At 41.9% G+C, this 18,341-nt stretch carries 16 protein-coding genes and 2 pseudogenes; 4 read left to right on the forward strand and 14 right to left on the reverse strand.

The features are described 5' to 3' along the window. Window position 1 precedes the first annotated feature (1 nt). From ACFPU1_RS08385 to ACFPU1_RS08415, 7 genes are all read right to left on the reverse strand, one after another. Window positions 2-1,102, reverse strand: coding sequence for a nicotinate phosphoribosyltransferase (locus ACFPU1_RS08385; RefSeq protein WP_385940083.1), 1,101 nt, complete (start codon window positions 1,100-1,102; stop codon window positions 2-4). Window positions 1,103-1,193: 91 nt separating this feature from the next. Next, window positions 1,194-1,382 (reverse strand): hypothetical protein, encoded by a 189-nt coding sequence (locus ACFPU1_RS08390; protein ID WP_054637661.1) that lies wholly within the window; start codon window positions 1,380-1,382, stop codon window positions 1,194-1,196. A 166-nt stretch (window positions 1,383-1,548) separates the two neighbouring features. Then, a complete protein-coding gene (locus ACFPU1_RS08395) occupies window positions 1,549-4,374 on the reverse strand; it encodes a DNA translocase FtsK (protein WP_385940085.1) in 2,826 nt (941 codons plus the stop codon). Window positions 4,375-4,551: 177 nt separating this feature from the next. Further along, complete coding sequence (ytpR, locus tag ACFPU1_RS08400) at window positions 4,552-5,169, reverse strand: YtpR family tRNA-binding protein (protein WP_385940087.1); 618 nt, start codon at window positions 5,167-5,169, stop codon at window positions 4,552-4,554. A gap of 78 nt (window positions 5,170-5,247) precedes the next feature. Further along, window positions 5,248-6,048 carry a DUF1444 family protein gene (locus ACFPU1_RS08405; RefSeq protein WP_385940503.1) on the reverse strand — a complete coding sequence of 267 codons (801 nt, stop codon included), beginning with the start codon at window positions 6,046-6,048 and terminating at the stop codon, window positions 5,248-5,250. A 187-nt stretch (window positions 6,049-6,235) separates the two neighbouring features. Next, on the reverse strand, window positions 6,236-6,559 hold the full coding sequence (locus tag ACFPU1_RS08410; RefSeq protein ID WP_385940089.1) for a thioredoxin family protein: 324 nt from the start codon (window positions 6,557-6,559) through the stop codon (window positions 6,236-6,238). Between the two features lie 18 nt (window positions 6,560-6,577). After that, window positions 6,578-7,600 (reverse strand): PTS sugar transporter subunit IIC, encoded by a 1,023-nt coding sequence (locus ACFPU1_RS08415; RefSeq protein WP_385940091.1) that lies wholly within the window; start codon window positions 7,598-7,600, stop codon window positions 6,578-6,580. Window positions 7,601-7,735: 135 nt separating this feature from the next. Between ACFPU1_RS08415 and ACFPU1_RS08420 the strand changes: the two genes are divergently transcribed. Then, window positions 7,736-8,182: a YtoQ family protein gene (locus ACFPU1_RS08420; protein WP_385940093.1), complete on the forward strand. Its 447-nt coding sequence runs from the start codon at window positions 7,736-7,738 to the stop codon at window positions 8,180-8,182. Window positions 8,183-8,335: 153 nt separating this feature from the next. Here the strand turns inward: ACFPU1_RS08420 and ACFPU1_RS08425 are convergent, their stop codons facing one another. Next, window positions 8,336-8,875 carry a DUF84 family protein gene (locus tag ACFPU1_RS08425; RefSeq protein WP_385940095.1) on the reverse strand — a complete coding sequence of 180 codons (540 nt, stop codon included), beginning with the start codon at window positions 8,873-8,875 and terminating at the stop codon, window positions 8,336-8,338. A gap of 387 nt (window positions 8,876-9,262) precedes the next feature. Between ACFPU1_RS08425 and ACFPU1_RS08430 the strand changes: the two are divergent. Together ACFPU1_RS08430 and ACFPU1_RS08435 are read left to right on the forward strand one after the other, a co-directional pair. Further along, window positions 9,263-9,445: pseudogene (locus ACFPU1_RS08430) on the forward strand (transposase); the annotation flags it as partial. Window positions 9,446-9,519: 74 nt separating this feature from the next. Then, a pseudogene (locus tag ACFPU1_RS08435) lies at window positions 9,520-9,707 on the forward strand (transposase); the annotation flags it as partial. 132 nt (window positions 9,708-9,839) lie between these two features. On the opposite strand, the gene ACFPU1_RS08440 reads toward ACFPU1_RS08435, so the two are convergent. Both ACFPU1_RS08440 and ACFPU1_RS08445 read right to left on the reverse strand, forming a co-directional pair. Beyond that, window positions 9,840-10,967 carry a zinc-dependent alcohol dehydrogenase gene (locus tag ACFPU1_RS08440; RefSeq protein WP_054637669.1) on the reverse strand — a complete coding sequence of 376 codons (1,128 nt, stop codon included), beginning with the start codon at window positions 10,965-10,967 and terminating at the stop codon, window positions 9,840-9,842. A gap of 208 nt (window positions 10,968-11,175) precedes the next feature. Next, window positions 11,176-12,249, reverse strand: coding sequence for a M42 family metallopeptidase (locus tag ACFPU1_RS08445; RefSeq protein ID WP_385940097.1), 1,074 nt, complete (start codon window positions 12,247-12,249; stop codon window positions 11,176-11,178). Between the two features lie 182 nt (window positions 12,250-12,431). Between ACFPU1_RS08445 and ACFPU1_RS08450 the strand changes: the two genes are divergently transcribed. Next, window positions 12,432-12,737, forward strand: a complete 306-nt coding sequence (locus ACFPU1_RS08450; protein WP_054637670.1) for a PepSY domain-containing protein — start codon at window positions 12,432-12,434, stop codon at window positions 12,735-12,737. 144 nt (window positions 12,738-12,881) lie between these two features. Here ACFPU1_RS08450 and ACFPU1_RS08455 read toward each other — a convergent pair whose 3' ends face one another. The 4 genes from ACFPU1_RS08455 to ACFPU1_RS08470 all read right to left on the reverse strand — a co-directional run bounded on the left by ACFPU1_RS08455 (window position 12,882) and on the right by ACFPU1_RS08470 (window position 18,189). Next, window positions 12,882-14,777, reverse strand: a complete 1,896-nt coding sequence (locus ACFPU1_RS08455; protein ID WP_385940100.1) for a PTS fructose transporter subunit IIABC — start codon at window positions 14,775-14,777, stop codon at window positions 12,882-12,884. A 21-nt stretch (window positions 14,778-14,798) separates the two neighbouring features. After that, entirely contained in the window at window positions 14,799-15,719 is a 921-nt protein-coding gene (gene pfkB / locus ACFPU1_RS08460; RefSeq protein WP_385940102.1) for a 1-phosphofructokinase, read from the reverse strand. Next, on the reverse strand, window positions 15,716-16,474 hold the full coding sequence (locus tag ACFPU1_RS08465; protein WP_385940104.1) for a DeoR/GlpR family DNA-binding transcription regulator: 759 nt from the start codon (window positions 16,472-16,474) through the stop codon (window positions 15,716-15,718). Before ACFPU1_RS08465 ends, pfkB begins: the two co-directional genes overlap by 4 nt. A gap of 170 nt (window positions 16,475-16,644) precedes the next feature. Beyond that, complete coding sequence (locus tag ACFPU1_RS08470) at window positions 16,645-18,189, reverse strand: BCCT family transporter (protein ID WP_385940505.1); 1,545 nt, start codon at window positions 18,187-18,189, stop codon at window positions 16,645-16,647. Window positions 18,190-18,341 lie beyond the last annotated feature (152 nt).

Raw genomic sequence — 18,341 nt, forward strand, 5'->3', positions numbered from 1 at the left:
TTTAATAATCAATGAGTTCCAGTCTAGGGTTTTCTCTCAGTTCTCTTCCTGCTTTAGCCTCATGTTTTCCATTTAGTATTACATTATCACCAGTGAAGCCTATATTTATCTTCAGCAGGCTGCTCCCTACCCCGTAAATATCAATTGGAACTTCTGCCGCTTCATAGGAAGCAATCCTTTCAGCTGTAAAGCCGCCGCTCGCCATAATCTTCACATGATCATAACCCTCATTGTCCAAAGCACGGCGGAGGGCAAAAATTAATTCCTGGTTAACTCCTCTAGGATCAAAGGAGCCCATTACTTCGGGATTTCGGCAAAAATACTGGTCTACCATATTATTAGAAGTATCGACTCTTACTCCTTTTAACTCCGAGCCAAATTCCCTGGCCACTTTTAAGGAATCGGTAACCACATCATTGTTATAATCAACCAGCGCAATTAAATCGTCGTCAGGATACGTTTCTTTATATGCTCTTGCAGCTTCAACAAGGTCTCCGTTAAATAGTTGAATTAATGCGTGTGGCATTGTACCCATGCCTTTCTTCCCCCACCATTCATTCATCGCATGGGTTGCTTGTGCTTTTGATCCGCCAATATAAGCTGCGTATCCGTCACCTGATTGCTGGGTAAAATGATCATCTCTGTCTCCCATGAAAATAATAGGTTTCTGAATACCGGATTTACGCCCTGATTTCACGACATTATAAACATTTGTAGCAACAGAGGTCCGGCGGGCAAAAATTCCATCAATAATACCTTCTAAAAAGCCAAAATTCTGATAAGCACCTGTAATCGTCAGGACTGTCTCATAAGGCTTAATCTTGTCTCCATCTTCAAGTGAGCGAATTTCAAGATCTTCCGGGTCTTTGGCAAAAGTCTTTATTAAAGCTATTACCTCATCGGTACCGCACAATACAGCATGCTGCTTTTGAAAGAACTGCATTGTAACCTGACTGTCAGGCTTATATTTTTCCGCTATTTCACGTGTTTTAAGAAAATAAACAGCAGAAAACCAGCCTTCTCCTACTCTTTCATCAAATTTAAACGTTTTATTCGTTAAACGCTTGATTTTTCCCTCTAGCTTCAATCCAATTTCTTTCATAAGTTCCTACTCCTTAGCCTTGTCTGCATATTTCATTGGTAAAAGCCCGTGAACAACATAATGTCACGGGCTTTAAAGAAAATCTTGTAAGCTAATTTTGTACCGTGCGCTCACCTTGCTGCATAATGACAGCTTCTACAATTTCAAGTAAGTCCTTCTTTTCTAAATTCCCTAATCCATCTTGTAACACTATTGGTACATCTCGCTCTTCAACACTCAGAAGGGATATCCATTCTGGGGAGAAGAATTCTAAAAGGTCGTTCAACTGAATCTGCTCCATGACATTGCCCCCTTTAGGAAGTATCGTCAAATGGTGTTCATTTCTATCTACACAAAAGAGCAGTTCGTGAACATTACTGATTAGATGCTGCAACAGTTAGTAGGATTATTTTGTGTTAATATCTATCATATAGAACCTTTGAGAAGAAGACAAGTTCTCTTCCTTTTTATGCTTCCTCCTGAAGAACCTTCTCTTCGATATCCTCCATAGAAAGCAGCACTCTCCTTGGTTTTGTACCCATTGCTTCCGATATAATTCCTTTTGCTTCCATCATATCAATTAACCTTGCCGCCCGGTTAAATCCAATGGAAAACTGCCTTTGCAGAAGTGAGGAAGAGGCACTGCCCTGCTCTGTTACAAACTCACAGGCATCTATAAATAAATCGTCCTCTACTTCCTGGCGTTGATGTTTTTTGACAAGCTCTTCTCTTTTAAGGAAATACGCCGGTTTTTGCTGGCGGCGTACATGCTCTGTTACCAGGTCAATTTCTTCATCTGATACAAAGGTTCCCTGGACGCGTAACGGCTTGGAGGCTCCATTTGCGTGGAAAAGCATATCCCCCTTTCCTATTAATCTTTCAGCCCCGCTCATATCCAGAATCGTCCTTGAATCGACCTGGGATGAAACTGAGAAAGCAACCCTGGTTGGAATATTGGCCTTAATTAAGCCTGTAATGACATCCACAGAAGGTCTTTGAGTAGCTAAAAGCAGGTGCATGCCACACGCCCTTGCCTTTTGGGCAATTCGGCAAACTGCATCCTCTACATCCTGAGGCGAGACCATCATTAAGTCTGCAAGCTCATCGATGATAATGACCATATAAGGCATTTTATCTTCAGGGCGTCCTTTTTTCGTAACTTTTTCGTTATATTTCTTTATATCTCTAACACCTTCGTGAGCCAGTTTCTCATAACGAGTGTCCATTTCCTGAACAGCCCATTTCAATCCTGCTGTTGCTTCTTTCGCGTCATTAATGACAGGAGTGACTAAATGAGGGATTTCCCTATATGAAGCAAGTTCAACCATTTTTGGATCAATAAGCATAAGCTTTACTTCTTCCGGTGAAGCCTTGAACAGAAGGCTTAATAATATGGAATTTATGCACACACTCTTTCCAGAACCAGTTGCTCCAGCTATTAACCCGTGGGGCATCTTCTGTAAATCAGCTACGATCGGAGCCCCGGAAATATCCAGCCCCAAGGCAACGGCTAAAGGAGACTCATTTCTTATAAAAGATTCATGCCTTAATATTTCACGGAGAAACACCGGGGTGCTTTCCGGGTTAGGCACTTCTATACCGATTGCATTCTTCCCTGGTATTGGAGCCTCCATTCTGAGATCCTTTGCAGCCATTGCCATTTTTATGTCGTCTGTCAGGTTTGTTACTTTGTTAACCTTTACTCCTGGAGCTGGCTGTACTTCAAACCTCGTTACAGAAGGTCCTTGTGTTACATCTACCACTCTTGCATCAACATTAAAGTTATGAAGCGTTCTTTCCAGAAGTTCTCGCTGCTCAGCTAAAGCATTTTCACCCGACGTCTCTTTTCTGGGCGGGATATTTAACAATTGTATACTTGGCTTTGTATAGTTATTATTGCCTCCCCCGGAGTGAAGGTTCTTTTTTTTCTCTGATTTCATACGGTCTTTTGGATACATAAGGACGTTGAAAGGAACGGATGATTGCCCAGTCTCATTCTTCCTTTTCGACGGGTTCGTTTTTTCTCCCTTTTGTAAAGAACGAACTTCTGTTGCTTCTTTCCTGGCGGCTTGAGGAGCCGTTTCTTTCCCTGAATTACTCAGTCCGTTTTCCATAGCTTCATTGGAAGTATCATTCTTGGCAATCACCGGTTCGCTTTTATGAAGAGAGGGTGTTTCCACTTCAGGTAAGCTGGAAGCTTGATCAAAAGCGGTGTGTGTTTTTTCTCTTTCCTCTTCTTGTTTGGAAACCTCTCCTTCTACCTTAGAGATGGAATTTTCTTCATCAAAATAAGAGCTTTCCACGCTCTCTTGCAGGATCTCCTCCTCGTTAACTTCTTGACCTGTTTGGTCTTCGGTCGCTTGCCAAGCAGAATCGTTGAACCCCTCTGCCTTTTTTGCACGTATTTGACTTACATTCTCCTTCTCTGGTTCTTGGAAACTCTCTTTGTGAAAGCTTTCTTCTGGACCCTCCTCAAAATCCCTTTCAGAGGGGCGGACAATTCTTCCTTCCTCAAGGTTCCCTACATAAAAGCTTTCTACCTTTCTAGGCTCTGGCTTCTTTCTTTGAGCTCTGTTGAGCAATTCGGAGATGGCTGCGACCTCTTCTATTGAAGTAGCTGAAGAATTATATACCCTTCCTGTCTCCTCTTTTTTATTCTCAGAAAAAGACCCTTCTTCTTTTTCACTTAAAATGGAAGGGGAGGGTATACTTCTTTCAGAGGTTTGATAGGAGATTTTCCCCGTTCTCTTTTTTAAGTAATCTTGATGGAGCGGAACCTTTTCATAGCCAAAAACCGGTGAAGGTATGCTTTGCGGCTCAAAGTTTGTTCCAGAAAACAGCGATTTATGCTGGGCACTGTCATTTTCTTCTTTTCCTTGTCCCTGTTCCGTTTTTTTCGTTTCACCAATTTCATCATTCTTCATTTTGATATTTCTTTTCTGAAAAACCTCTTTTTCTGCAGGGCTGCGAAATGTATTGGTAGAGTTGGCATCCGCTCCCTTAATATTTGAAACTTTCCTGTCCTTCATAGGGGAAGGACCGTTATTCGTCTTTTGAGCAACCGGCTTTCGATTCCGGGGCGGATGGGTATCATCAACGTTCAATGGAAAACGAAAATTCCCTTTTTCAGGATACTGGTGAAGCATTTTTGCTCCTACTTCACCTTCAGAATGAACCCTTCCATAGGATCGTTCGGGCTTTTGTTCCTGCTTTGAAGAGGGAAATGTACTATCCTCTTCTCCGAAAAAAAACTTCTGCATTTTTTTCATCATTTCTTGAAAGCTAAAAGGCACGTCTTTCATCACCCGTTTCTTTTTTCTATAGTTATTGTTATTCATATTCTTTTTTAACTTATTCCTTTTCCCTCACCAGCAGTGACAGAGGTACTCTTATTTTAACGAAGGACAAAAAAAACCACTAGCCCCTGCCAATGGTTTTTTTGAAAACTCATACATAAGTCGTACCTTCATTTAACCGTGATACTGCTCTAGGAAATCCTCTCCGACCTTAAAGCGATCATCCAGTACCAAAATCCCCTTCTCGCGTGGTGCATCCGGAAGGACCAATTCTTTGGCAGAACAGATCATTCCTGTTGATTCCACACCTCTTAACTTTGCAGCTTTAATGTTCATCCCCGTTGGCATAGAGGCTCCAACCATTGCAACAGGGACCTTTTGGCCTTCTTCAATGTTCGGTGCTCCGCACACAATCTGAAGCGTTTCTTCTCCAACGTCTACCTGGCAGACACTTAACTTATCAGCGTCAGGGTGTTTACTTTTTTCCTTCACATAACCTACTACAAAGTTAGATTCCTTTGGAGCTTCTATTGTTTCCTCAAAATCGTTGTGTTCCAGTGCTTTATTTATCGCTTCAAGCAATTCATCGGTTAGAGGAAGCATTCCCGTGCCATTAATGGATTTGATGTTAGAAATGTTAAATATATTAAAGCCCACTGTTTGACCGTTTCTTTTGTCAAATAAACGTGCTACATCTCCCTTACGCTCAACTAAACGTTCTTCCTTAGGGATTTCTTTTAGTGAAACAAGGAGCACGTCTCCTATTCCTGTGCCATTGTAAAAAATATTCATCTTCAAAAACTCCTTTTTATGCCGTATATTCAGTTATTAAGCCAAGGTATATTGTAACACATACTTACAGCTTATTTCCTACTCCTTAGGCTTCTTGCGGGCAAGGATGAAGATTGGCTCCAACCGACCTTTCTCATAAAGAAAAGGAAGTGCTGTAATAGGTACACGGCCTTCTCCAAAAAACTTAAAGGCCATCTGTCCAAGAACGTCATATCCTTGTTCATTTAGAATGTCAGCCACAATCAGAACGTCCTGGTGAGGGACTGCTACAGCCAAATCCCCTTCTGCGTCTCTCTCTAGTTTTTCTAAAAGCGCCTCATTCAGGATCTTGCTTGCATCATATCCATCATTAGAATTAATAAAATAAAAACGGTTTCCCGCCACCTGGTCTTCTTTAATATTGTAGGATAAGGCACGCAGGTTAAATTGTGCTGTTTCTTTGATTTCCTCAAAGCTCATACCTTCCCGCTCCAATGTTACCTTGTCAAGCATCGTATAAGCTTCCCCCATGTCAAGAGCATAGTAAATTCTTGTTTCTGCTGTATGCTCTTCATATAAAAGCGGCTGCCCGTCTTTTGTTTCGGTAGGAAAGGAAGTGGAACGAATCACTGGATATATATGGGATTCTTTCCCTTTTAACGTAATGCTTTTGTTCATTGCTTCAAAGGAAGTGGTAATGTAATAGACAATTTCGTCTATTGCTTTTTCCTGCTTGTTTTCGTATTTTGCTAAGAGTTTGTTTAAGTCAAGGTCTACCCCTTTTTTTAGGGGGAGATATTCTACCCGGAGCACACTTTGCTCCTTATCAAAGCTGAGCGACTTATCTTTTCCTCCCAGCCTTTTCTCTAAAACCTCTTTTAAATCATTTATATCTTTAATACTCAATCATCTCACCTCAATTGTCCGTATCCGTCTATCGCTTTATTTTAACATGTGTAAATTCCATTCCCAACTATTGTGACCCCGGCCTGTATCCAGTATGCTAGATGCCGGCTTACAAGAAGATTTGGCCATTGAGAAAGACTCTCCCAAAAACGGCTGCCGGAAAGCAGGGAGAGTCTTTTTGTTAAAGCTTTTCTATTGTATCTTTTATAAATTCAATAATTTGCTCTTCTGTTTTTCTTTTTTTATCTACAAAACGATGAACTTCTTTCCCACGATGGAAACCAATAAAACTAGGGATACCATACACATCATATTCCTGGCACTTTTCTAATAATTCATCACGATCGGCATGGTAAAAAGTAAAATCCCGATATTTCTCTTCTATGCCTGGTAAGACAGGCTCAATCACTCTGCAGTCTGGACACCAATCAGCAGAAAACAAAACAATTACTTTTTCTCCTTGTATCGCTTTTTCAAAATCACCTGCTGTAAGTAAAGCTTCCACCGTTATTGGCCCTCCTTCTTATCCTTGTTCGATTTTCATATCTCCTAGTTTAATCCAATTTTTCTTTCGCATCCACTCGGAAACAAGGAAACAAATAACGGCAGGCCCTGCAACATGCAAAAGAAGAACCGCTAACAGAACATCACCTGAAAACCCCATGACAGAAAAGGTCATGATCTGCCCAACAAGTCCGCTTGTCCCCATTCCAGCTCCAGCGGCATTATTCTCCATAAAAAAGACCATCGTTGAAAGCGGTGCAAGAACAGCTCCTGCTACAGTAGGAGGAATGAGGATGAGAGGGTTTTTTAACGCGTTGGGTGCCTGAAGCATAGATGTGCCGATCCCTAGTGCAGCTAGCCCTGACATTCCATTTTCTCTGTAACTGCTTACAGCAAACCCAACCATTTGTGCTGCACATCCTACTGTAGCAGCCCCCGCTGCCAGACCTTCAAGCTCCAGCATAATGGCTATAGCAGCACTTGAAATAGGAGCTGTTAAGGCAAGTCCCATTAAACTGGCTACAAGAATACCCATTACAAAGGGCTGTTGCTCTGTTGCCCACATGATTAACTGGCCAAACTGAACTAATCCTGAATTAATCACCGGTCCGAGCCAATTCGCAACCGTAAACCCAGTTAAAATGGTCACAAAGGGTGTAACAATGATATCCACTCTCGTTTCTTTGGAGACAAGCTTTCCTATTTCTGTTGACAATAGTGCAGCGATAAAAGCTCCAGCAGGCCCGCCCAGTTCTGCTCCCGCGGCACCGCTCACAATAGCCGCAAATAAAACCAGACGAGGAGCATTTAATCCATAGGCCACGGCTGCACCGATAGCCGGTCCCATTAATCCCATGGCCAGTGTGCCCATATCCTCAAAAAAAGGACCAATAGGATAGTTTCCTAACTGCTCCCCTAACGTTCTCATAATTAAACCTATGATTAAGGAGGAAAAAAGCCCCAAAGCCATGAAACTCAGTGCAGTCACCCCGTATGTCTTTACAGATAACTTTACACCTTTACGTAAAAAAAAGTCCTTCATGCCTTTCCTCTCCCTTTATTGTAAATGTGACAATTTATGTGCCTGATTATTATCATACTTGTTTGCAAATACCTTTACAAGAATATTATAGTTAAATGGAATCAGAAAAATACAAAAAATGAGGAGGAACCACTTTTGGAACTTAATGTATACTTAGCAGGACAAATCCATGATAACTGGCGGGAAGAATTTCGAAAGGCTGCCAGTGAATGGGAGCTTCCTTTACAATTTTTTGGCCCTATGGAAAATCATGACCGCTCCGATAATATTGGAGAAGAAATTCTAGGTGAACAGCCAGACAACATCTTTAAGGATGAAGCTGCATCAGCATTTAATAATCTCCGTACTCAAATCCTGCTGCAAAAAGCAGATGTGGTGATCGCGCTGTTCGGAGAGAAGTACAAACAATGGAACACAGCTATGGACGCTGCTACAGCCATTGCTTTAAATAAGCCATTAATTATCGTAAGACCAAAAGAGCTTCATCACCCTGTAAAGGAGCTTGCAAACAAAGCAAATGTTGTAGTTGAAACGAAAGAACAAGCCTTAAAAGCTCTTTCCTACGTTTTTGAAGCCAATTAAAAAGTACTTAGCTTCTCTACGCTTTATCGGAAGGCAAGTGGCAGCTCTGATCAAGCTGCCCTTCATTTTGTATTCACGATGCCTGTTATGGCACCGGGCAACATATCAGCTTCCTCGTGAGCAATGACTGCTCACAGAGGGAGCTGGTAGTGTTTATCTCCCCCTCTGGTCACCTTCCAGTTCCGCTTTTTGATACAACCATTGCCCATACAGGAGTCTGATAACATGGGAAAATAATTCATTTCTATGTACGAACCCAGCTGTCAAAAGACCTGCAGCTCCCTCGCTTTGATGTACATTTTTTCTTCCTGTAATCTTTTCTATTATATCTTTTAATTCAAGGCCCGCCTCTATATCTTCCTCAGCATTTTCCGGTAGTAAAATTCTTGCACCGGAGGCTGTTACAATTCTCCCCTCCTGGTCCGCAAGTGCTCCCCAATTACACAAAAACAAGCCGTCTTCCATTTTTGTGACCCCTCCTTCAAGGCCAATTCCTATCACTATATCTTTATTTTGCTTAATACAGTAAATCGCCCTGTTTACTGCCCCCTCTTTTGTTTCTTCGTCAGTTAACGGCTGGTCTCTGACTTGAGATGGTGCGTTTATTCCTTGAATCTTAATCTTGCACTCTTGAAGAGCGTCTTCCACAGCTTTTAATTTCGCATTATTCGTTGAACCGACTCCTATTAGCATAATACTCCACCTCACACATTAATCGTGATTAACAAACTCTATGTACTAAAAGTATAGACTAACTTTAAACAAAAAAAAGAATCCCTGTAAAGTGATTCTCAGGTTGGTGAGAAAGTCGTCTCACAACCTGTTTTTTCACCTTTAATCATCCGATTAATCAGATGATTATAGTACAATATATAGTAAGAAATCGCTACAGACGGACGCTTTTACCTAAAGGTACAAGTGCGTCATCCGTTCAAGCTACATTTCATTCGCATGAACGGTGGCTTCTATGCAGCGGGCAGGGCCTCAGCCTCCTCGGGAAAATCACCCTGTGGGGTCTTCAGCTCCTGCTCTTCCCGCCGGAGTCGCCGTCTTTTGCTACTCAAAAAAGGAGGATAACACATGTTATGTCCAATCCGCGAGAAGCAAGTTGAATTGGAAATGATATCGATTGATCAACTGGTTCCTTAAGACCACTTACTCCGGAAAATTGCAGCCACAATTGATTTTTCCTTTATATATGACAAAGTCAAGCCCTACTACAGTGAAGACAACGGTCGTCCACCCATCGACAGTGCCGTTATGCAAAGGAATAGAAGAACGGAACATCATGGGTGTTATCGCTCACCGTCGCTTTAATCCTAAGGGAACACAGACTTTCCAAAGAAGGAAAGACGATTTATAAAAAGAGAAAAGAAACGATTGAGCGAAGCTTCGCAAACGCTAACAGCTCCACGGGTTTAGCTACTGCCGGTTGCACAGTTTGAAAGGCGCATCGGAACAGGCGCTGATGACAGCCACAGTGCAGAATATAAAGAAGATCGCCAACCACCTTACAGCTAGCTAAGGGGTGTTTTTGCATTTTTAGAGCAAATAAAATGGCTGGAAGACGACATTTCTCCAAAACATTAGGAACCCACGCTTTAGAAAAGCGTGGGTTCCTCGACAGTCTGAGAATCCCTGTAAAGGGATTCTGAGTTTACGGCTTCAACACTACTTTTATGTTGCCGTCTTCTTTTTTGTCAAAAATCTTGTAAGCTTCGGGAGCTTCATCAATGGACATTCGGTGAGTGATAATATCCGTTGGATCAAACTCACGATTTTCAACCATTTCATATAGCTTAGGCATCATATGAACGACTGGTGCCTGCCCCATTTTAAGCGACACGTTTCGTCCAAATAAATCCCCTAGAGGAAAATCGTTAGCTGCCGAAGCATATACACCTGTTAATTGAATCAAACCAAACTTCCTGACAGCCTGAGAAGCTGTCACAATTGGACTTATTGTACCAGCCTGGTTATCAGCATCAGAACCGAACTCCTCTTCTGGGTGAACGGTTCCGTCCATCCCTACACAATCCACCACTACATCTGCACCGCCTTTTGTTTCTTCATGAAGCAGTGCTCCTATTTCCTTTGTTTCCTTCATATTGTAAACTTCCACATTGTTTGTTCTTCTTGCGTGCTCTAGTCTGTGCGGCACATGATCCACTGCAATTACCCTTTCTGCACCTTTTATCCAGGCCAGCTTTTGAGTCATGAGTCCAATAGGACCGCAGCCCAGCACAAGGACAGTATCACCTTTTTTAACCTTTTCCACGCTCCACCAGGAAGTCGGAATTACATCGGATAAAAATAAGACACTTTCATCATCCAGCTCACTGCTTTCTGGAACTTTAAAAGAGGTCTGGTCTGCATAAGGCACTCTTAAAAACTCAGCCTGTCCGCCAGGATAGTTTCCGAATTGCTTAGAGTATCCAAAAAGGCCGCCATTATCCGCATGAGGGTTTGCTTCATCACATTGACTTTCCATCTGGTGCTCACAATAAAAGCAAGTTCCGCAGCTCACGTTAAATGGAATAACAACTCGGTCACCTTTTTTCAAGTTCTTTACTTCCGGACCAACTTCCTCCACGATCCCCATTGGCTCGTGCCCTATAATGTAATCTTCTTCCAAAGGAATCCCATTCTTATAAAGATGTAAATCTGATCCGCAGATCCCTGATGCCGTTATCCTAATAACCATGTCGTCACCTGTTTGTATTTTAGGATCTTCCATTTCCTTTACTTGAATATCATCGAGCCCTTGATAAGTAACTGCTTTCAAAGTTTACACACCCTTCCCTAAAGATTAGTTATCTCTTTACCGATTTATTCAAAGGTTAAACGTATGAAGCATAAGCCTTATGGTTTTTCTTAAAACTCATCAAGGGCTTTTCCAAAAGGCTCTGTCACAAGAAGCCGTGTTATTAGATAACTGACCCATCAATAAAAGACCGCACCTTTAGGAGCGGTCTTTTTGGAAAGAAACTATATTATACCTGGCTGCGGATCTGTTCCAAGGCATTCTTGTCGGTTGTTCGCACAAGCTTGGTAATGAGTTCTTTAGCAGCGGCATAATCATCGATATGAAGAATTGATGCTGCTGTATGAATATATCGAGAGCATACTCCTATTACGGCTGATGGAACACCATCATTAGACATATGGACTTTTCCTGCATCTGTACCTCCTTGAGAGATAAAGAACTGATAATTTATATTGTTGCTTTCGGCCGTATCAAGAACAAACTCTCTCATGCCTCGGTGAGTAATCATTGTACGGTCATAAATTCGTACTAACGCTCCTTTACCCAAATGACCAAAGGCTTGCTTTCCGCCTGTAGCATCATTTGCAGGACTGGCGTCAAGAGCATAGAAAATGTCTGGCTTTATCATTTGCGCAGCGACTGCCGCCCCACGAAGCCCCACTTCTTCCTGTACCGTAGAGCCGGAATATAGAGTATTAGGAATGACTTCATCTTTCAGCTCTTTTAAAAGTTCAATTGACAGCCCAACGCCGTACCGATTATCCCACGATTTTGCAAGGATTTTCTTTTCATTGGCCATAGGAGTAAAAGGACAGACAGGCACAACTTGCTGACCAGGCTTAATACCGATGCTTTCTGCATCTTTTTTATTATCTGCACCAATATCTATGTACATTTTTTTGATGTCCATAGGTTTTTTACGCTGTGCCTCTTCTAACAGATGAGGCGGCGTTGACCCTATTACTCCTATAACAGGCCCTTGTTCCGTAATAATTTCAACACGCTGCGCTAAAAGAACCTGGCTCCACCACCCTCCAAGGGTCTGGAAACGAATAAGTCCTTTCTCACTAATAGAAGTAACCATAAAGCCCACTTCGTCCATGTGACCTGCCACCATGACTTTTGGGTCTTCCTCTTTTCCTTTCTTTACCCCAAAGATTCCTCCGAGGCGATCCTGAACAATATCATCACTATATTTTTCAAGTTCTTGTCGAACGTATTTCCGTACTTCATGTTCAAACCCAGGGGCTCCAGGTAATTCAGTTAATGTCTTAAACATTTCACGAGTTTCTTGATTCATAATAAGCTCCCTTCATCTAAATATTCTTTTACCATTTTACAGAAATAATAGTTTTTTATCTACTTTCCTTCCTGCTCTTCAACAACACAGGAAAAAAAAGGAATAGTAATAAAGCATTTAATTGGAAATTTAATAGATGTGAGTTATACTTGAAATTACTTGATAAGAAAGGGTGGGAAAGCATGAAAATCAGAGATATTCTTATTGGTGTAGGACTTGGCTTTTTAGCAGGCTACCTGCTGAAAGACAAAATTGGCGGGGAACATATTTCTCCTGAAAAAGCGCTTAAAGTAGTTAAACAAAACGTGCAGGACCACATCCCGGTTAACGGATCATGGATCCATATGACTCCCGAAAAATACAATAAAGATAACCTCGTTTATAAAGTCTATCGCGGCGGAATATCCAGCACTGAACAGGATGAAACAAAGCAAATGGATTTTGTGGTAGATGCAAAAACAGGAACCATTCTTGAGTTATCTTCATAATTATTATTGAGAGTGTCACCAAAAGCCGACTTTTGGCGATACTCTCTTTTTGCTTACTATTTCGTAAGTTACCCACAGGCAATAGAAAAAGGTGTCTCTTCCGGTCACTAATCAGTATGACCTTATGGAGACACCTTTTCTTTATCATTTAGTTACTGGTTTTTTCCAGAATCCTACTAACAGAGCAGTTACTACAGCTCCAATGACGATGGCTAATAAATAAGCAAGGGGACTTCCTTGAATTGTCGGGATAACAAAGATCCCGCCATGAGGGGCCGGCAGCCCGGCATTAAAGAACATGGCCAGTCCTCCAGCTGTTGCTGAACCGATCACGATCGAAGGAATCACTCGTCCTGGATCAGCAGCTGCAAAAGGAATCGCCCCTTCAGTTATAAAGAAGGACCCAAGGAAATAGTTACTTACCCCGGCATTTCTTTCATCTTTTGTGAACTTGCTTTTAAAGAAAGTAGTTGCTAAGGCAAGTCCAAGAGGAGGAACCATACCGCCAGCCATAATTGCTGCATGGGGACCGAAATTTCCGGCTTCAATCATTGCAATTCCGAACGTGAAGGCTGCTTTATTAATTGGCCCGCCCATGTCTACAGCCATCATTCCTCCAAGGATAATACCAAGAAGAACGATGTTTCCTGTACCCATGCCGCCAAGCCAGCCTTCTAAGAACGTATTAAAAGCACTGATCGGCCCTATAATCACAAAATACATGAGAATACCAACAACAAAAATGCTAATCAATGGGTAAAAAAGAATGGTTTTAATTCCATCAAAGACTTTTGGAAGATTAGCCAAAAGTCGTTTAACGCCGATGACGACATAACCTGCTAAGAAACCTGCAATTAAACCGCCTAAAAACCCTGCATCTCCTGTTGTTGCCATAAAACCGCCTATCATACCAGGAGCAAACCCCGGGCGGTCAGCAATACTCATGGCAATAAAACCAGCAAGAACCGCCACCATAAGTCCAAAGGCATGCTCCCCGCCTATAGACATTAAGGCTGCAGCAAAAGGATTGTAGTCAGGATGGGCAGGGTCTGCTGATTCAATTCCAAAGAAGAAGGATATTGCAATTAAAATACCACCACCGATAACAAAAGGAAGCATGTTGGAAACACCGTTCATAAGATGCTTGTATATGCCTCGTCCAAACCCTCCTCGAGTCTGTTCCCCTTCCTCAGACTTTGCTCCTTCGCCGCTCCCTTTATAAATAGGAGCCTCTCCTTTGACAGCTTTTTCAAGGAGGTCATGTGGTTTACGGATTCCATCGGTCACTCCTGTTTGAATGACCGGCTTGCCGCTGAAACGCTCCATCTCAATTTTCGTGTCAGCTGCTACAATAATCGCGTCAGCTTCCTCGATTTCCTGAGAGGTTAATTTGTTTTTCACTCCGCCTGATCCAGCCGTTTCTACTTTAATCGAAATACCCAATTCTTTTGCTTTATCTTTCAAGGCATCAGCTGCCATATACGTGTGGGCTATCCCTGTTGGGCAGCCCGTAACCGCAAGAATCCTTTTTCCAGACTCTTCTTTAGGCGCACTTGTTTCCTCTTCTTCTTCTCCACCAAGCTTTTCTTTTTCTTTTTCATCAATGGCAATCAGAATCTCTTCTTTTGTTGAAGCCTCCAACAGGATGGCACGGAAATCCTGGTCCATCAGCAGGGTGGACAAACGTGATAACGTTTCTAAATGTGTTTGATTTGCCCCTTCACTGGCAGCAATCATAAAGAATAAATGAGCAGGCTGGCCGTCCAAAGAATCGTAATCCAGTCCGCTTTGAGAACGCCCAAAAGCAATGGCCGGTGTTTTTACAGCACTTGTTTTGGCATGGGGAATGGCTACTCCTTCACCTATTCCTGTGCTGCTCTGTTCTTCACGGGCGACGATGGCCTCTTTATATCCTTTAGGGTCATGCAGGCGCCCCGCTTTATCAAGAGTACCAATTAATTCATCAATGACTTCTTCTTTTGAAGAGCTTTGCAAGTCGAGCTGTATCGTATCAGCTTTGAGAAGCTCTGTAATTTTCATCTCTTTCATCCTCTCTAGTATTTATTGTTGGAGAGATGTAATCTTAATGTTCTTTTTCAACGAATGTACGAGATCCTTTGTACAAAAACCATTTGAAAAAGCTGTCCCGCTGCCTGCGGCTACCGCTGTTGCCAGCACTTCTTCTAAGGGAAGTCCCTCTTCAAAGCCGGCTATAAATCCAGCAACCATAGAATCTCCAGCCCCTACCGAGTTAACTACATTACCTGAAGGAACAGTGGCATGCATAACTTCATCTTTTGAAATATAAACGGCTCCTTTACCAGCCATTGAAATTAAAAGATGAGTAATATCCCACTTTTCAAGGGCTTTTTTTCCAAAATGAGCTGCCTCTTCTACTGTGTTGACTGTTACATCAAGAAGTTCAGCTAATTCATGATGATTAGGCTTAATAAAAAAGGGGCTTGTTTTCATTACTTCTTTTAATGCCGGACCGCTCGTATCCACAAACACCTTTACATTTCTTTCTTTTACCATATCTATTATTTCTGTATAGATTGAAGAAGACACAGTATCCGGGACGCTGCCTGCAAGCACCAGTACATCTGTACTTTTCAGATGGCCAAGCTGCTCTTTCAAGCTGCTTAGATTTTCTTCTGAAATAGTTGGTGAGATACCATTGATTTCAGACTCCTCTTCTGTCTTTAACTTCACGTTAATCCTTGTATCACCGTTTACCTGAATGAATTCAGAGGAAATTTTCTCTTTATCTAAAGACGTTTGAATATATTGGCCCGTAAATCCTCCGATAAACCCAAGAGCCGTACTTTCTTTTTCCAGCCTCGTTAACACTTTTGAAACATTAATGCCTTTTCCACCAGCAAACTTACTTTCTTTTGATGCCCTGTTTACCTGTCCAATTTCAAAATTTGATACATTGACAATGTAATCTACTGCTGGATTTAAAGTGAGAGTGTAAATCATAGTTGATTGACCACCTTAATTTCTGTCTTTTCTTTTAACTCCTCTAAGCACTCCTCATGTAATGAATCAGTTGTTACAATAGCAGCCTGTTCTATAGGAGCTACTGAAGCAAAAACAGCTTCGCCGAACTTGGAGGGATCTGCCAGGACATATGCTTTAGCTGCTAATGACAGGGCGGTCTGTTTTACAGTTGCTTCCTCAGGATCAGGAGTGGTATACCCATGAATTGGATGCACACCGTTAATTCCTAAAAAGCATTTATCAAACCGGTATTCTCTCAGTGAAAGCAAGGCCTTTGTTCCAACTAAAGCACCGGTATTTTGTTTCACATGGCCTCCTGCTACATAGGTTTCTATGTGATGTTCAAGCAAGAGAGGCACATGATAAACACCAGTTGTGACAACCACCACTTTCTTTTCCGCAAGGTGAGGAATCATCTCAATTGTGGAAGTCCCTGCATCTAAGAAAATACTTTCTCCTGTATTAATTAAGCTGGCAGCATATTCTGCTATGGCTTTTTTTTCTTCTATATTTCTTACCTTTTTTTCTGCTACAGTTAATTCTTCTTTCTTTTTGCGAAGGAGAGAGGCGCCGCCATGAACTCTTTTCAAATAGTTCTCTTTTTCAAGATCTGTAAGGTCCCGGCGAATGGTTGATTCAGAAGCTTGTGTTGCATCAACAAGTTCCTGAACAGAAACTACTTCTTTACTCTTTAATACAGACAAAATTATTTCTTTTCTTTCTATATGAAGCATATACTCCCCCCCTCATTTAATCGCTTACATTGTAATTATATACCCACACCCGATCATGATCAATCATTTTAATTCATTTTCAATCAAAAATAACCAAAATCAATCACACCTCTTACATCCTATTGTTAAATGTAAAAGGAAGGAGGCCTTATGAGCGGGACGATTATTTTTTATGATCTTTTAGAAGGGGTAACCAGGCCCTGTTCTTCAGCCAATTTCCTTGCTGCTCTTGGGGCAAGCCATAACATAGGCAATAATAAAACACTGACCGGTACAGCAGTAACGACGATAAATGATTGAAGGGCGTCAATGCTGCCTTCCCCTAAATAAAGCAGAATAACCGCAATCGTCCCCATGAGAATTGCCCAAAAAATTCTCATGCTTTTGCCGGGATTTCCTTGTCCTGTAACACCCATAGCAATGGTGTAAGCCATTGAATCAGCTGTGGTTACGACAAACAATACCGTCAATAATAAAAACAATGGAGAAATTATGACCGCTAAAGGTAGTTGTTCAGTAATGGCGATCATTGATGCCGGCATTCCTGCTTCATTTAGAGCGTCAGAAACTGAACCAGGGTTATTCAATTCAAAAAAGATACCGCTCCCTCCGACAATGGTAAACCAGAATGTTGTTACGACCGGAGCAATAATCCCTACCGCTATGACAATTTCCCGGATGGTCCGCCCCCTGGATATCCGGCTGATAAGCATAGCCATCATCGGCCCATACCCGATAAACCATCCCCAAAAGAAGAGCGTCCAAAAGCTGAGCCATCCCTGGTCTCCCCGATAAGTGCTCATTGGTATGAATTGATGAACATAGGTTCCAAAAGAAGAAATAAAAGAATCAATAATAAAGCCTCCCGGGCCCAAAATTAATACAGCGAGCATTAGAACAATGGCTAAAGTAACATTAAACCGGCTTAACAGCTGTATTCCTTTATGCAAACCTGTTACAGCTGAAACAGTTGAAATAGCTACCACTCCAATAATAATGCCGAGCTGCGTCATAAAAATATCCGGTATTCCAAAAAGTGCTTCTAACCCATAGCTGGCCTGAAGTCCAAGAAAACCAATCGGTCCTATCGTGCCGGCAGCTACGGCAATGATGGAAAAAGCATCGATCACTTTTCCCCACACGCTCTCATTTAATCTTTTCCCAAACATCGGATATAAGAGCGTTCGCGGTTTCATCGGCATTCCTTTATGATAATATCCGTACATCATTACGACTGCACTAATGGTCCCCAATATTGCCCAGGCCAAAAACCCCCAGTGCATAAAGCTTTGGGATAAGGCAGGTGCTACCGCCTCCTGTGTTCCTTCAGTAATTCCACCGCGCAATGGAGGTACTTCCATGAAGTGATACATTGGCTCCGCAGCAGCCCAAAACACTCCCCCTCCTGCTAACAAAGTAGCCATAATAATCGAAATCCATTTAAAATTGCTTAACTCAGGAGAGCTTGTATTGCCTAATCGCACTTTACCGTAGGTCGAAAAAGCTAATACAATAGCAACTGCAAACGTAGCCAGCATAAGAACCTGCCAAAATGCCCCAAAGTAAGCAGCAGACCAGGCAAACGTTTCACTTACAAATAAACCTACTGCCTCCATACTAATAAATGATAGTAAGGCAAACAGTAGCAATAAACCTCCAGATAACCCAAATACTGTCCAGTCTACTTTTGAATTTTCTTTTTTTCCGCGTCGTATTGTACTAATTTTCTTTCTCTCCTTTAAAGTGAAATGTATTTCGGTCCCATTTCTACTTTTAAGGTGCCCAAAATGACAAATTTTAGTGGCAGGACTCCTTTTATTGCCCGCCCCTTTTATAGGAGAAAAACATGCAGTCATCTACCTGTGAA

The sequence above is a fragment of the Thalassorhabdus alkalitolerans genome (assembly GCF_042656525.1).
Taxonomy (GTDB): Bacteria; Bacillota; Bacilli; order Bacillales; family Marinococcaceae; genus Thalassorhabdus; species Thalassorhabdus alkalitolerans.